At 60.2% G+C, this 13,641-nt stretch carries 13 protein-coding genes and 2 tRNA genes; 11 read left to right on the top strand and 4 right to left on the bottom strand.

Going from position 1 to position 13,641, the window contains the following annotated elements:
- Window positions 1-138: 138 nt before the first annotated feature.
- Window positions 139-1,209, bottom strand: a complete 1,071-nt coding sequence (earP, locus tag PRZ03_RS18990; RefSeq protein WP_273601830.1) for an elongation factor P maturation arginine rhamnosyltransferase EarP — start codon at window positions 1,207-1,209, stop codon at window positions 139-141.
- A 34-nt stretch (window positions 1,210-1,243) separates the two neighbouring features.
- Here earP and uvrC point away from each other — a divergent pair, with 34 nt between their 5' ends.
- The 7 genes from uvrC to PRZ03_RS19025 all read left to right on the top strand — a co-directional run bounded on the left by uvrC (window position 1,244) and on the right by PRZ03_RS19025 (window position 7,462).
- On the top strand, window positions 1,244-3,304 hold the full coding sequence (gene uvrC / locus PRZ03_RS18995; protein ID WP_273601831.1) for an excinuclease ABC subunit UvrC: 2,061 nt from the start codon (window positions 1,244-1,246) through the stop codon (window positions 3,302-3,304).
- Window positions 3,291-3,911: a hypothetical protein gene (locus tag PRZ03_RS19000; RefSeq protein ID WP_273601832.1), complete on the top strand. Its 621-nt coding sequence runs from the start codon at window positions 3,291-3,293 to the stop codon at window positions 3,909-3,911. The genes uvrC and PRZ03_RS19000 overlap by 14 nt, the downstream gene beginning before the upstream one ends.
- 87 nt (window positions 3,912-3,998) lie before the next feature.
- Window positions 3,999-4,565, top strand: a complete 567-nt coding sequence (gene pgsA, locus PRZ03_RS19005) for a CDP-diacylglycerol--glycerol-3-phosphate 3-phosphatidyltransferase (RefSeq protein WP_273601833.1) — start codon at window positions 3,999-4,001, stop codon at window positions 4,563-4,565.
- Between the two features lie 248 nt (window positions 4,566-4,813).
- The gene (locus tag PRZ03_RS19010) at window positions 4,814-5,101 is read left to right on the top strand and encodes an HU family DNA-binding protein (protein ID WP_263532307.1); all 288 of its coding nucleotides are present in this window, start codon (window positions 4,814-4,816) and stop codon (window positions 5,099-5,101) included.
- Window positions 5,102-5,131: 30 nt separating this feature from the next.
- Window positions 5,132-5,207 (top strand) — tRNA-Val (locus PRZ03_RS19015).
- A 126-nt stretch (window positions 5,208-5,333) separates the two neighbouring features.
- Window positions 5,334-7,244, top strand: coding sequence for a SurA N-terminal domain-containing protein (locus tag PRZ03_RS19020; protein WP_273601834.1), 1,911 nt, complete (start codon window positions 5,334-5,336; stop codon window positions 7,242-7,244).
- 142 nt (window positions 7,245-7,386) lie between these two features.
- Window positions 7,387-7,462: transfer RNA gene (locus tag PRZ03_RS19025), tRNA-His, on the top strand.
- Window positions 7,463-7,580: 118 nt separating this feature from the next.
- Here the strand turns inward: PRZ03_RS19025 and PRZ03_RS19030 are convergent.
- On the bottom strand, window positions 7,581-8,042 hold the full coding sequence (locus PRZ03_RS19030) for a CYTH domain-containing protein (RefSeq protein WP_273601835.1): 462 nt from the start codon (window positions 8,040-8,042) through the stop codon (window positions 7,581-7,583).
- Window positions 8,043-8,064: 22 nt separating this feature from the next.
- Entirely contained in the window at window positions 8,065-9,105 is a 1,041-nt protein-coding gene (locus PRZ03_RS19035; RefSeq protein ID WP_273601836.1) for a quinone-dependent dihydroorotate dehydrogenase, read from the bottom strand.
- Window positions 9,106-9,188: 83 nt separating this feature from the next.
- Between PRZ03_RS19035 and PRZ03_RS19040 the strand changes: the two genes are divergently transcribed.
- From PRZ03_RS19040 to PRZ03_RS19050, 3 genes are all read left to right on the top strand, one after another.
- Complete coding sequence (locus PRZ03_RS19040; RefSeq protein ID WP_263532242.1) at window positions 9,189-10,313, top strand: 3-deoxy-7-phosphoheptulonate synthase; 1,125 nt, start codon at window positions 9,189-9,191, stop codon at window positions 10,311-10,313.
- A gap of 148 nt (window positions 10,314-10,461) precedes the next feature.
- Window positions 10,462-10,908 (top strand): DUF2141 domain-containing protein, encoded by a 447-nt coding sequence (locus tag PRZ03_RS19045; protein WP_273601837.1) that lies wholly within the window; start codon window positions 10,462-10,464, stop codon window positions 10,906-10,908.
- A gap of 15 nt (window positions 10,909-10,923) precedes the next feature.
- Window positions 10,924-12,477 (top strand): carotenoid oxygenase family protein, encoded by a 1,554-nt coding sequence (locus PRZ03_RS19050; RefSeq protein ID WP_273601838.1) that lies wholly within the window; start codon window positions 10,924-10,926, stop codon window positions 12,475-12,477.
- 63 nt (window positions 12,478-12,540) lie between these two features.
- Here the strand turns inward: PRZ03_RS19050 and PRZ03_RS19055 are convergent, their stop codons facing one another.
- A complete protein-coding gene (locus tag PRZ03_RS19055; RefSeq protein ID WP_273601839.1) occupies window positions 12,541-12,786 on the bottom strand; it encodes a hypothetical protein in 246 nt (81 codons plus the stop codon).
- A 167-nt stretch (window positions 12,787-12,953) separates the two neighbouring features.
- Between PRZ03_RS19055 and rpiA the strand changes: the two genes are divergently transcribed.
- Window positions 12,954-13,616, top strand: a complete 663-nt coding sequence (gene rpiA / locus PRZ03_RS19060; protein WP_273601840.1) for a ribose-5-phosphate isomerase RpiA — start codon at window positions 12,954-12,956, stop codon at window positions 13,614-13,616.
- Window positions 13,617-13,641 lie beyond the last annotated feature (25 nt).

Consider the following 13,641-nt stretch of genomic DNA (forward strand, 5'->3'; position numbering starts at 1 on the left):
CAACCGGAGCAGACATTCAATGCAGAGGGTCTGTCCAAATCAACCTGTGTCGACATGCTCTCGGTGCATGCTCTCAATGCATGCTCGCGCCATCAGTTCCCCTCAAGAGGCGCAAACGACGCAGCAAAGCCGCTGATTTTAGCCTGTTTTGTGAGTCAAGCCGAGGAGCTGGCTGACCAAGTCGGTTTGAGACGTCAAATCTTCACGCCACTTGAGGGCGTGAGCGCGGTCGGCGACTTGGCTCAACAGGCCCGGTTGCCAGGCTTGCAGACCGTTCCAGCTGCGCCAAATTGCGCGGGTTTGCTGGGCGAGATGCGCGTCGCTGCCCCTCAGATACAGGTCCATGAACGCCTCCAGCTTGGCCGCATGCGCTCCGTCGTGCTGGTAGTAGATTTGCCAAACGAAGGGCTTGCCGGCCCATTGGGCGCGCACAAAAGAGTCCTCGCCGCGCACAAAGTTCAAGTCAGAGGCCCAGAGCAAGCGGTCATAGCCGTCCTGGCTCAGATAGGGCAGGGCCTGCCAGCGCAAGCCGGCTGTTGGCAAGGCTTGCTGCGCCTGCAATACAAGCATCTGGGTCTGTGCGGCACCGGGGCAGACCAAAAGCAGGGTCGGCTCGCAAGCCATATCCTCCAACAACTGCGGCAGGGCCGCGTTGGCATAGGCAAACAGGCTGACGATGCGCTCATTGGGCCGCCGCTCCAAGCCCTGGCTTGCCAACCAAGCCTGCGCGTCAAAGTCGATCTGTTTGGCCAGCAGGCCCGTCTCACGCAGCAAACCGCCGGTGCGCGCGCTGAAACCGGGGTAGAAAAACTGTTTGTGCAGGCCACGGCCGGGGCCGCTGAACTGCGGCGAGCTCAGGCCATGGCTGCGTTCGACATAGGGCTCGGCGCTGAGGTATTCGAGGTTGATCCACAGCGGCGGCTTGGCGCGCTCCGCCATGCGGCGAACAAAGGCCTCGGGCAGCTCGCAGCCGAAGGTCTCGATGACCACGTCACCGGCCTCTTGTGCGCTCGAACTTTGATTCCAAGGCAGCACGTTGATGCCGGGTGGAAGGCCGCCAGGAGCCATCCAGGCCAAGGCGCTGGCATCGTCCAGCCATAGCCTGACCGACTGCCCGCGTGCGGCCAAGTCGCGGGCCAGCCGCCAGCTGACGCCGATGTCGCCGTAGTTGTCGATGACGCGGCAGAAAATGTCCCAATGCTGTCCCATGCCGGAATTATCGGCTGCGGCACAATCGCGCCCCATGCAAGCGCCCGATCCCATCAAGCCTGAATTGAGTCCATCCGACCCTGAAAAACTGAGCGCCGCCGAACTTGGCGCGCAAAAACAGGCGCAGTGGACGGCCGAGCGCAAGCTGATCGAGGCTGCCGAAGCTCAACAGGTGACCGTGGCGGAGCAAGCCGCCAGCGATGGTCGCGCCCGCTTGCTGCTGGAGGTGGCAGCTTTACCGGGTTTGCCGGGCGTTTATCGCTATTTCGACGTGCAAGGGCAGGTGCTCTATGTCGGCAAGGCCAAGCACCTGAAAAAGCGTGTCTCCAGCTATTTTCAGAAGGACCATGGCGGTACCCGCATCGGCATGATGGTGGCCCGCATCGCCCGGCTGGAAACAACGGTGGTGCGTACCGAGTCAGAAGCCCTCCTGTTGGAAAACAATCTGATCAAGACCTTGAACCCCAAGTTCAATATCTTGTTCCGGGATGACAAAAGCTACCCCTATCTGAAGCTCAGCGCGCATGAGTTCCCTCGCCTCAGCTATTACCGCGGCGCGGTGGATCGGCGTCACCGCTACTTCGGCCCCTTCCCGAGTGCCTGGGCGGTCAAGGAGTCGATTCAGCTGATTCAAAAAGTCTTCAAGCTGCGCACCTGTGAAGACACCGTTTTCAATAACCGCAGTCGGCCCTGCTTGCTGTATCAAATTCGCCGCTGTTCGGGGCCTTGTGTGCCCGATTTGACCGCTCAAGGCCATGACGGGGATTACGCCCGCAACGTCAGCAATGCAGAGCGGTTTTTGCTTGGAGAAACCGAAGAAGTGATGGACGGCTTGCAGGCGCAGATGATGGCTTTTGCCGAGCGGCTGCAGTTTGAGTCGGCGGCCGAGGTGCGCAACCAGATTTCGGCCTTGGCGCGGGTGTTGCAACAGCAGTCGGTCGACGAGAACAGCGCCACCGGGCGCGACCGCGATGTCGATATTTTGGCCGCCAAGGTCCACGGCGGCCGGGCCTGCGTGAACTTGGCCATGGTGCGCGGTGGCCGCCATCTGGGCGATCGGGCCTTCTTCCCCAAGCATGTTGAAGAGGCGACCGCCGTCTTGCTGTCCGAGGAAGAGCAGGCCGAGAGCGTGTCGGCCGAGCGCTTGGTGCTCGAGGCCTTTATGGCCCAGCATTATCTGGACGCCCATGTGCCATCTTTGATCATCGTGAGCGAGGCGGTCGATGAGTCGCTTGGCATCATCTTGAGCGAGCAGGCTGGTTACAAGGTGACGACGCAGGCGCAGCCCAGGGCGCAGCGGCGGATCTGGCAGGAAATGTGCGTCAAGGGCGCGGAGCTGGCACTCGCGCGTTTGCTGTCCGAAGAGGGCTCGCAGCAAGCGCGCACGCGGGCGCTGGTGGACGCTTTGGATCTGCCTGCGCAGGACTTGGAGAGCTTTCGTATCGAGTGTTTCGATATCAGCCACACCGCGGGTGAGGCGACAGTGGCATCTTGCGTGGTGTTCGAAGTGCATCAAATGCAAAGCGCCCAATACCGGCGCTACAACATCGACGGCATCACTGGCGGCGATGACTATGCAGCGATGCGCCAGGTCTTAACTCGGCGCTACAGCAAAATGGCCGAGGCCGCGCAGATGGGCAACGCGCGGCTGCCCGACCTCGTGCTGGTGGACGGTGGGCGCGGTCAGGTGTCTATGGCCCGAGAGGTTTTCGAAGAGCTTGGCCTGGATCTGAGCCTGATCGTCGGCGTGGAGAAGGGCGAAGGCCGCAAAGTGGGGTTGGAGGAGTTGGTGTTTGCCGATGGTCGGGCCAAGGTATATCTGGGGCGAGATTCGGCGGCGCTGATGTTGGTGGCGCAGATTCGCGACGAGGCGCACCGGTTTGCCATCACCGGCATGCGGGCCAAGCGCGCGGCGGTGCGTACCGGCGGCTCGCGGCTGGAAGACATCGACGGTATAGGCCCGAAAAAGCGCGCGCAGTTGCTGCAGAGATTCGGCGGCGTGCGCGGCGTGACCGAGGCGAGCGTGGATGAAATTGCCACCGTCAAAGGTATTTCGAAAGAACTGGCAGAGGAGATCTATCGTGTCTTGCATTGATAAACCCAAGTTCAACTCGGCTTCAACAGACGCTAGGGGAGCCTCGGGTGGGCAGGGCCGCTCCTTGGCGCGCCCGCTGATGGCTAGCGCCGGTCTCGGCTTGATCGTGCTCATGGCGGGCTGCTCGGACAGTCCGCGCGCGCCGGCTTCGGTGACTACGGTAACCAGTGCCAACACGCCAGCAAGCACGGATGCCCAGCAAAGTTCAACGCCCGCCGGTTCCGGCTCGCAAGCCCCGACGACGGCGCCAAAAGCGGGAGTTGCTTTGGCGCCCCCGAAGCCGCCGCGCAGCCATGATGAGTTGCGTCTGCAGGCGGCTCATCGCTTGGTGGAGGCCAATCCGCAGCAAAGCTACACCGGCAAAGTGCCAGATATTTTGCTGGCGATTCCGGTCCTTGAGGTCACTTTGAACCGGGACGGCTCGATCAAGCGCATCATGGTGCTTCGCAAGCCGCATGCAGAGCCGGGCACCATACAGCTGGCAATAGACGCGCTGCACCGCGCTGCGCCCTATGGCGACCTGTCGCGCCTGCCTTCGCCGTGGAAATTCACCGAGACTTTTTTGTTCAATGACGAGCGACGCTTCAAACCGCGCACGCTGGACTGAGCGCCTGCCCGCGCTGCTTGCGACATTCACGCCACATTGTTCTTGGGCGGGCGCTGGCGCCCGCACTTTGCCGTGCACAATCGCCGCATGTTCCTGACACTGCCAACACTCTTCACCTGGGCTCGCATCGTAGCCATCCCCTTGATCGTCGGGGTGTTCTACCTGGACCTCGCGCCGGCCACCCAAAACCTTTTTGCCACGGTTTTGTTTGTGCTGATGGCACTGACCGATTGGCTGGATGGTTACCTGGCGCGCAAGCTCAATCAGACCTCGGCCTTCGGGGCTTTTTTAGACCCCGTCGCGGACAAAATCCTGGTTTGTGCGGCCTTGCTGGTCTTGCTGGAGCTTGGTCGTGTCAATGCGTTGGTCGCGCTGGTCATCATTGGCCGCGAGTTGGCGATTTCTGCGCTGCGTGAGTGGATGGCGCAGATCGGCGCCTCGGGCAGCGTGGCCGTTCATATGGTGGGGAAGTTGAAAACCACCGTGCAAATGATCGCGATCCCCTTTCTGCTTTTTGACGGCACGCTGTTTGGCCTCTTGCACACCCGGCCATGGGGCACGGGGATGATGTATGTGGCAGTGGTGCTGACCATTTGGTCGATGGTTTACTACCTCAGGAAGGCCTTGCCGGAGATCCGGGCCAAGGCGAAATAAGCCCTTTGATAAGCCCTTTGGATAAGCCCGCGCTGCACGCGTGAGTCGCGCTGTTTGTCTGCGCCTTTCGTATCAGGGCATTCACTTGTCTGGTGCGAAGCAAAAATGCGCATAGAATGCGCTTCCCCGCAAATTTTGACCAAGGGTTCGGCGGCTTGAGCGCTGCAGCGAACTCAAGTTAAGTTGGTCAGAGCTGGGGTCTGTTTTGCTACAGCGTTTTATTGGTTTTGCAAGCGTGCTCAAGATTTTTGAGAGGTAATGAAGTGAACAAGTCCGAACTGATTGAGCACATCGCCACACAGGCTGATATTTCTAAAGCTGCGGCTGGCCGTGCTTTGGAAGCGCTGATCGGTGGCGTCAAGACCACGCTCAAGAAGAATGGTTCGGTTTCTCTGGTAGGCTTCGGCACCTTCAGCGTGACCAAGCGAGCAGCCCGGGCAGGCCGCAACCCTCGCACCGGCGACGCGATCAAGATCAAGTCGGCCAAGGTGCCAAAGTTCCGCCCTGGTAAGGCGCTCAAAGACGCTGTCAACTGAAGGTCTAGATTTCGATTTTTCCGGTTTTCCGGGTGCTTAGCTCAGTTGGTAGAGCATCGCCTTTACACGGCGCAGGTCGGCGGTTCGAGCCCGTCAGCACCCACCAAAATTGCCCTGACCCAGAACAGTTCTGGGCGAGGGCTGTGGCTGAATTGCCATCCCCCGCAAAGGCGAACCCCGGTTCGCCTTTGTCGTGTCTGCCCGTATGCATGCATGTTTGAGGTTTTGACTGATGTTTGAATTTGTCCGTAAGCACACGCGCTTGTTTCAGTTCATCTTGCTGATTCTGATCTTGCCGTCCTTTGTTCTGGTGGGCATGCAGGGCTATACCAGTTTCATGGATGGCTCCAATACGGGCGTGGCGACCGTCAACGGCCGCAAGATCACGCAGGCCGAGGCCGACGCCGCTCACCGTGAGCAGGTGGAACGCATGCGCCGTCAAATGCCCAACCTGGATGCCAAGTTGCTGGACTCGCCCGAAGTGCGGCGCGAATCGCTGGACGGTCTGGTGCGTGAGCGTGTGATGCAGGCCGCCGCAGAGAAGCAACACTTGGTGGTGTCCGACGAGCGTTTGCAGTCGATGTTCTTGAATGACCCGCAGTTCGCCTTTTTGCGCAATGCTGATGGCTCGATCAACAAGAGCGTAATTGCAGCCCAAGGCATGAGCTCGCAAATGTTTGTGGAGCGCTTGCGGCAAGACCTGACCCTGCGTCAAGTTTCCGCCGGCGTGGGCGGCATGACGGTGTCGGCCGAGGCCAACGCCACGGTTGCCTTTGACGCCTTGCTGCAGCAGCGTGAAGTGCAGCTGCAGCGCTTTGATGCCAAGGACTTTGCTGCCCGCATCGAGCCGACAGATGCGCAAATTGAGGCCTTCTACAAGGACCCGACCAATGCCGCGCAGTTCCAAATGGCGGAGAGCGCGCAGATCCAATATCTGGTCTTGGACCTGGAGGTTCTGAAGGCCGGCGTCAGCGTCAACGAAGAAGACTTGCGCAAGTATTTTGAGGAAAACGCCGCGCGCTTTTCGGTCGCCGAAGAGCGCCGCGCCAGCCATATCTTGATCAAGTCTGAGAAGGGCGCCTCCGCCGCCGATCGCGCCAAGGCCAAGGCACAGGCCGAGGAACTGCTGGCGCAAGTGCGCAAGACGCCAGCCTCGTTTGCTGAAGTAGCCAAGAAGAACTCGCAGGATGAGGGCTCCGCGCCCAATGGTGGAGACTTGGACTTCTTCGGGCGCGGCGCCATGGTCAAACCTTTCGAAGATGCCGCTTATGCCTTGAAGAAAGGTGAAATCAGCAATATCGTCGAATCCGATTTCGGCTTCCACGTCATTCAGTTGACCGGTGTTCGCGGCGGCGACAAAAAGAGCTTTGAGTCCGTGCGCGGCGATATTGAGGCCGATGTGCGCAAGCAACTGGCACAAAAACGTTTCTCCGAAGCGGCCGAGCAGTTCAGCAATATGGTTTATGAGCAGTCAGACAGTCTGCAGCCGGCTGCCGACAAGTTCAAGCTGACCCTTTCGACCGCCACCGTGCAGCGCAACCCTGCGCCCGGCGCGACCGGCCCATTGGCTTCAGCCAAATTGCTGGATGCGGTGTTCGGCAATGAAGCCTTGCGCAACAAGCGCAACACCGAGGCGGTGGAAACGGGTTCGAATCAGCTGGCTGCGGCCCGCGTTGTCCAGCACAACCCTTCGCATCTGCAGCCGCTTGCCGACGTCAAGGTGCAGGTGCGTGCGCAGCTGGTGCGCAAGCTCGCGATCGCTGAAGCGGTCAAGGCCGGGGAAGCCCGACTGGCAGCGCTGAAGAAGGATGGCGACTTGGCCGGGCTGAGCGCGCCCGTGATTGTTTCTCGGGCTTTGCCGCGCGATTTGCCGCGCAAAGTCTTGGACGGCATTCTGTCCGTTGATGCGAGCAAGCTGCCCGCAGTGCTTGGCGTCGATGCGGGCGAGGGCGTGTTTGTTGTGGCCAGCCTGAGCAAGGTCTTGCCGCGTGACCCGGCCGTGGTGGATGCCAAGCGTGCAGCGCAGCAATATGCTCAGGCATGGAATGCCGCCGAGTCCGAAGCCTTTTTTGACGCGATGAAGACGCGCTTCAAGGTCAATGTCAAGGCGCCGGCAGCGGCAGCTTCGGGGGCGACACGCTGAACTTAGGGGAGAGGGCGGGCGTTTTTGCCTCGCTAGCCGGCCCGATCTTTGTAGAGTTTCAGTGCAAATCGCCGAATAAAGAAAATTTCAGTAGAACGCTTGCATTCAAACCGAGAATCGTTCTATAATCTTAAGCTCTGCGGTGGTTGTAGCTCAGTTGGTAGAGTCCAGGATTGTGATTCCTGTTGTCGTGGGTTCGAGCCCCATCAGCCACCCCAAAATTATCTAGGTGAGTCAATTACCTAGAAGAAAAGCCACCCTAGCGGTGGCTTTTTGTTTTTCTGCTGCGTTCTTTTGCTTGAGTCGAAGCAGCCCCGTCAGGGCCGGCCGCTGAGATCACCAGCTCGAAAACGGGTGCGTGGCCAACTGCGAGTTGAAGTAACGCGTTTCTTCGGTGACTTCTTGGCCCAACCAGGGCGGCAGATCAAACTGTTGGTCGGGTGAGCTCAGTTCAATCTCGGCCACGACCAAACCAGCGTTGTCACCCAGGAATTCATCCAACTCCCAGTTCATGCCCCCAAAGGGGACTTGGCGACGAATCTTCTCGACGCGAGGGCCGTCGCACAAGGCCAGCATTTGTTCGGCATCGCGCAAGGGCACTTCATACTCAAATTCGGCACGGCTTGCGCCAATACTCTGGCCCTTGACGGTGAGCCAGGCTTGTTCGCCCTTGATCCGAACCCGAACCGTGCGGGCTGGGTCGCGGTTCAGATAGCCCTGGCTGATGTACTCGCCGGCGTCGTGCAGTTTCCAGGCTTCACCAATGACAAGAAATTTGCGCTCGATTTCGATGCCCATGACTGCAGACTCCAGCGGCGACTCAGACGCGCGCCAGCGCAGCCGCGCATTCGCTGACCAGGGCAGGTCCCTTGTAAATCAAGCCTGTATAGAGTTGCACCACGTCGGCGCCGGCTTGAATCTTTGCGCGTGCATCGGCACCGCTCAATACGCCACCGACACCAATGATGGGATAGTTGCTCCCCAGCGCTGAGCGCAAGAGTCGAATCACTCGGTTGCTGGACTCGAACACGGGCCTGCCGGACAAGCCTCCGGCCTCATCGGCATGGGCCAATCCCTTGACCGCATCGCGAGAGATGGTGGTGTTGGTGGCGATGACACCGTCGATGCCGTTGTTTTGCAGGGTTTGGGCAATCACCGCAACTTGTGCTTCGTCCAGGTCGGGTGCGATCTTGACGAACATGGGCACTTTGCGCTTGCCTGCCGCCTCCAACTTCAGCTTTTTTTCTTGCAGCGTGGACAGCAAGGCATCCAGCGCCTCGTCACTTTGCAAGGCCCGCAGGTTTTTGGTGTTAGGACTGGAGATATTGACGGTGATGTAGTCGGCATGAGGGAACACGCCTTCCAATCCGATCAAATAGTCATCGGCCGCGTTCTCGATCGGGGTCGCCGCGTTTTTGCCGATGTTCAAGCCAATCAAGCCGCCAGCGGCGCGAAAGCTGTGAGCACGCTGCACATTGCTTAGAAAGCTGGCCAGGCCTTCGTTGTTGAAGCCAAGGCGGTTGATCAGGGCATCGGCCTGGGGCAGGCGAAACATGCGTGGTTTGTCGTTGCCGGGCTGGCCTTTGGGCGTCACAGTGCCGACCTCAATGAAGCCGAAACCCATGGCGCCGAGCCCGTCGATGCAGCGGCCGTTTTTGTCCAAACCGGCGGCGAGGCCTATGCGATTGGGGAACTTCAGGCCGGCCAGCATCAGCGGGTCTTGCACGCGGGTTTGGGACCATAGGCATTGCGCTGGCGTGTTCTGCATCTTGGCGATGGCGCCGAGGGTGAGTTCATGCGCGTGCTCAGGGTCGAGGCCGAACAGGAAGGGGCGGGTGAGGGCGTAGGGGATCAGAGACATGGGAGGAATTGTCGCATTCCGTGTTGACGGGCTGGCCTTTTTGAGCGGCATAGATAATCGAAACAACTGAAAGGCTGTTGCTGATGAAATTCCTTGATAACCCCGCTCAAGATCGTGAAGTAGGCTCGCGTGATGAGACCCGTGATACCACGCGTACCGACGACACCCGCATCGGTGCAGTGCGCCCATTGATCTCGCCGGCCTTGCTGCTGGATCAGCTGCCGCTGCCCGATGCATCGCTCGAGTTGGTCGAAAAAGCGCGCCAAGACATCAGTGCGATTCTGCATGGGCGCGATGACCGCTTGTTGGTGGTGGTGGGGCCTTGCTCCATCCATGATCATGACCAAGCGATGGACTACGCGCGCCTTCTTAAGAGCCTGAATGATGAGTTGAAGCAGGACTTGCTGATCGTGATGCGGGTCTATTTTGAAAAGCCGCGCACGACGGTTGGGTGGAAGGGCTATATCAATGACCCGCGCCTGGACGGCAGCTTCCACATGAACGAAGGCCTGCGCTTGGCGCGCCAATTGTTGTTGGATGTGACGGCGCTGGGTTTGCCGGCCGGCACAGAATTCTTGGACCTGCTGTCGCCCCAATACATCAGCGACTTGATCGCGTGGGGCGCGATTGGCGCGCGCACGACCGAGAGCCAGAGCCATAGGCAGTTGGCTTCCGGCCTGAGTTGCCCGGTCGGCTTCAAGAATGGCACCGACGGGGGCATCAAGGTGGCCTCGGATGCGGTGTTGGCAGCGTCGGCTGCACATGCATTCATCGGCATGACCAAGATGGGCGCAGCAGCGATTTTTGAAACCCGCGGCAATCAAGACTGCCACATCATTTTGCGCGGCGGCAAGGCGCCCAATTTCGATGCGGCCTCGGTGGCTGCGGCCTGTGAAGCCATGCGCGCGGCAGGCTTGCGCGAGCAGGTGATGGTGGATTTTTCGCATGCCAATTCGAGCAAAAAGTATGAGCGGCAGATTGATGTGGGCCAAGACGTTGCCCAGCAAATTGCCGGCGGCGATGCCCGCATCACCGGCGTGATGATCGAGTCGCATCTGCAGGCAGGCCGGCAAGACCTGGCCCCAGGTCAGAGCTCGGCTGACTTGAAACCGGGCGTGTCGATCACCGATGCTTGCCTGGGGTGGACACAGACCGAGCCGCTCTTGCGTGACCTGAGTAGAGCGGTGAGGCAGCGCCGCGGCCAGTAAATTTCCTGAGCAAGCAGGCGAGCGCGCCACCGTTGGCGCCGGGTATCTGCACTTGGCGCGTCTGCCTAGCCACACATCGCATCCCGCTGTCGGGCGTAATTCAGGGTCCTTAGAGTTCAGTCATCTTCACTGTTCTCAAGGATTCCAGATGAATGCCAGCAAACGCTTTGCAGCCCATAGTGCTGTTTTCTTGATCCTGGCTTGCGCCATGGCAGTTGCCGCGCCGGCGCATGCGGTTGACGTGGAGGTCGAGGTCAGCGGGCTGACTCAGACCGAGGGGCGTGTGATGGTTGGCGTCTTCACCGATGCGGGCACTTGGTTAAAGAAGGCCGCTACCGGCGCGTCCGCCGAGGCGAATCAACAAAAAGACGGCAAGTTGTTGATCAAGCTGCAAAACCTGCCCGAAGGCAGCCTGGCCCTGAGTGTTTTTCATGATGTCAATGGCAATGGCCAGTTAGACAGCAATGCCATGGGCATGCCCAAAGAGCCTTACGGCTTTTCAAACAATGCGGCCGGTATGTTCGGCCCGCCAAAATTTGAGAAAGCAGTGTTTGAAGCCAAGGCCGGCGCGCGCCTCAATGTGCAGTTGAACTGAGGGGAGGGCACCGTGATGCAAAGACGAGATTTCATCAAAAACGGGATGCTGGGACTGGCCGGTGTTGGCAATCTCAGCCTGCTGCAAGAAGCTCTTGCGGTCGGCGCTACGGCGGCCCGATTCTCGACGGCGGCCCCCGAGCTGGCGCCATTTCAGGGCTTCACCGGTAGCGAAGCCTTTGACGCCAGCGATCTGCGCGTTGAAGGCCGCTTGCCAGCCGGCTTGCGTGGTGTCTATTACCGCAACGGGCCCGGCTTGATGGCTCGCGGCGGTGAGCGCTACAGGCATTGGTTTGATGGCGATGGCTTGGTGCAGGCTTGGAGCTTTGGCGAAGCCGGCGTGCAGCACAAAGCTCGCTTTGTAAAGACCCAGAAATTTCGCGCGGAAACTCAAGCAGGGCGTTTTTTGCTGCCGGCCTTTGGCACCAGTTTTGCCGATCAGGAGTCTCGCTTGCCGGTGCGCAGCGCTGATGACGTCAACACCGCCAACACCAGCGTGATGAAGATGGACGATGGCCGGCTCTACGCCTTGTGGGAGGGCGGTAGTGCCTATGAGTTGGACCCGCAAACGCTGACCACAAAAGGCGTGCGGGCCTGGTCCAAGGAACTCGCCGGCATGCCGTTTTCGGCCCACCCCAAGGTCGAGGCGGACGGTACGGTCTGGAATTTCGGCACGCAGTCGGGCCGGATGGTGGTGTATCAGATCTCCCCACAGGGTCAGGTCTTGCGCAGCGAGGTCTTTGCTGCGCCCGGCCCGAGTGCCATGGTGCATGACTTTGCTGTGTCGCAGCGTTACTTGGTGTTTTTGCTGTCGCCCATAGGCATGGACATGAACGCGCTGCGAGGTGGGGAGAGCATGTTGGATGCCATGCGCTGGTTGGGCAATGAATCGACGCTTGTGTTGGTCATAGACAAGGCCGACTTCAAGCGCCGCTGGGTGCTGGAAACGCCGGCCGCGATGGTCTTCCATTTTGGCAATGCCTGGGACGATGGCAAGCAGATTCATCTGGACTATGTCGAGGCGCCTGCGTTGCCGGCCGTCAATGAGAGGCTGCGAATGATCATGGCGGGCCAGCGCCCCCCGGCGCAAAACCACCCGCCCTCAGAGCCACGTTTCATGCGCATTCGCCTGGGCTCCGATGGCGCGGGCGCTGGCGGCCTGGGGCGCGGGCATATCGAGCTGCAGGCGCGTGACGAATCGGTCGAGTTTCCGGTGGTGGACCCGCGTGTGGTCGCGCAGCGCTATCGCCATGTCTATTACCCAACCGCCATCGACCTTGGAGACCGTTGGGGCTTCAATGGCCTGATGCATCTGGATATCGAATCTGGCCGGCGCGAACGCTTCTCTTTTGGCAGCGATGTCGTGGTGGAAGAGCATGTCCTGGTGCCCAAGCCTGGCAGCAGCAAGGAGGGCGAGGGCTGGTTGCTGGGCCTGGGCTATGACTGCAAGGCGCGTCGGTCCTTCGCCTCGGTGTTTGATGCGCAGGCGCTCAGTGCGGGTCCGCTAGCGAGGGTGTGGCTGCCGTACTGGGTGACTTACGGTTTCCACGGCAAGTTCTACGCGGCCTAGGTTTGACTCGACTTGACTTGGCCAACCTTGGCTTCGCCTGGCGCTGCTCTGGGGGCTTGGTGCTCAGAGTTTGCTCGTGTCCAGGCTGGCCACTTGTTCATCAGGCCCGGCGACGGGCTGGCTTGGCGCCGGCCCGGCCGTCTGCCTGTATTGCATGGCCGCGTCGGCCGGGTGGTCTGCCGTCTCCAGGGCACCACTGCTGACGCCCAGCACAGTCAACACCGCCAACATCGAGATCCAGCACTGGGGATCTCGACCCAGATTGAGCAGGGTTTTCAGTGCGTTGGCTAGTTTGTTCGTGCTTGTCATGTTCATCACTCCCGGCAATTCGTCGAAGTGATTTAACTGTATATCTGAACAGCTGTAAATGCAACCAGTTGTTTCGCCTGGCTTGAACGGCAGCCTCACCGAAGGCCTGGCCCGGGCTTGCCCGATAATCCAAGCTCTGCTCCACGAGCTTCAGTTTTCAAATCAGCATGACCCAAGACGAACTCAAAACCCTGGTCGGCCAGGCCGCGCTTCACTATGTCGAGGCTGGCAGCATCGTCGGCGTTGGCACCGGCTCAACGGTCGATAAATTCATTGACGCGCTGGCCGCCAGCGGCATCAAGGTGGCCGGTGCCGTATCCAGCTCGGTGCGCTCAACCGAGCGCATGAAGGGTTTGGGCATCCCGGTGCTGGACGCTGCCGAGGTGCAGCGTTTAGGCGTCTACATCGACGGTGCCGATGAGATCGACCACGGGGGCCACATGATCAAGGGCGGCGGCGCGGCCCTGACGCGCGAGAAGATCGTGGCCGATTTGGCCGAGCGGTTTGTTTGCATCGCCGATGAATCCAAGTTGGTTCAGGCGCTGGGCAAATTCCCCTTGCCGGTGGAAGTGATCCCGATGGCCGCTGCGCAGATCGCTCGGCGCTTTGCGGATATGGGCGGCGTCGCGACCTTGCGCGCTGGCGTGGTGACCGACAACGGCTGCCACATCTTGGATGTGACCGGTCTGCAAATCACCCAGCCGCGCGCTTTCGAGTCCGATGTCAACCAGTGGCCGGGCGTGGTGACGGTCGGCGTGTTCGCTCGCAACCGGGCCAATGTCTGCTTGCTGGGCACCGCTGAAGGCGTCAAGACGCTGCGCTTCGACTAAGGTGTAGGGCAGCGCTGACGCACGG

The organism is Roseateles albus, from assembly GCF_028595345.1.
Classification (GTDB): Bacteria; Pseudomonadota; Gammaproteobacteria; order Burkholderiales; family Burkholderiaceae_C; genus Paucibacter_A; species Paucibacter_A albus.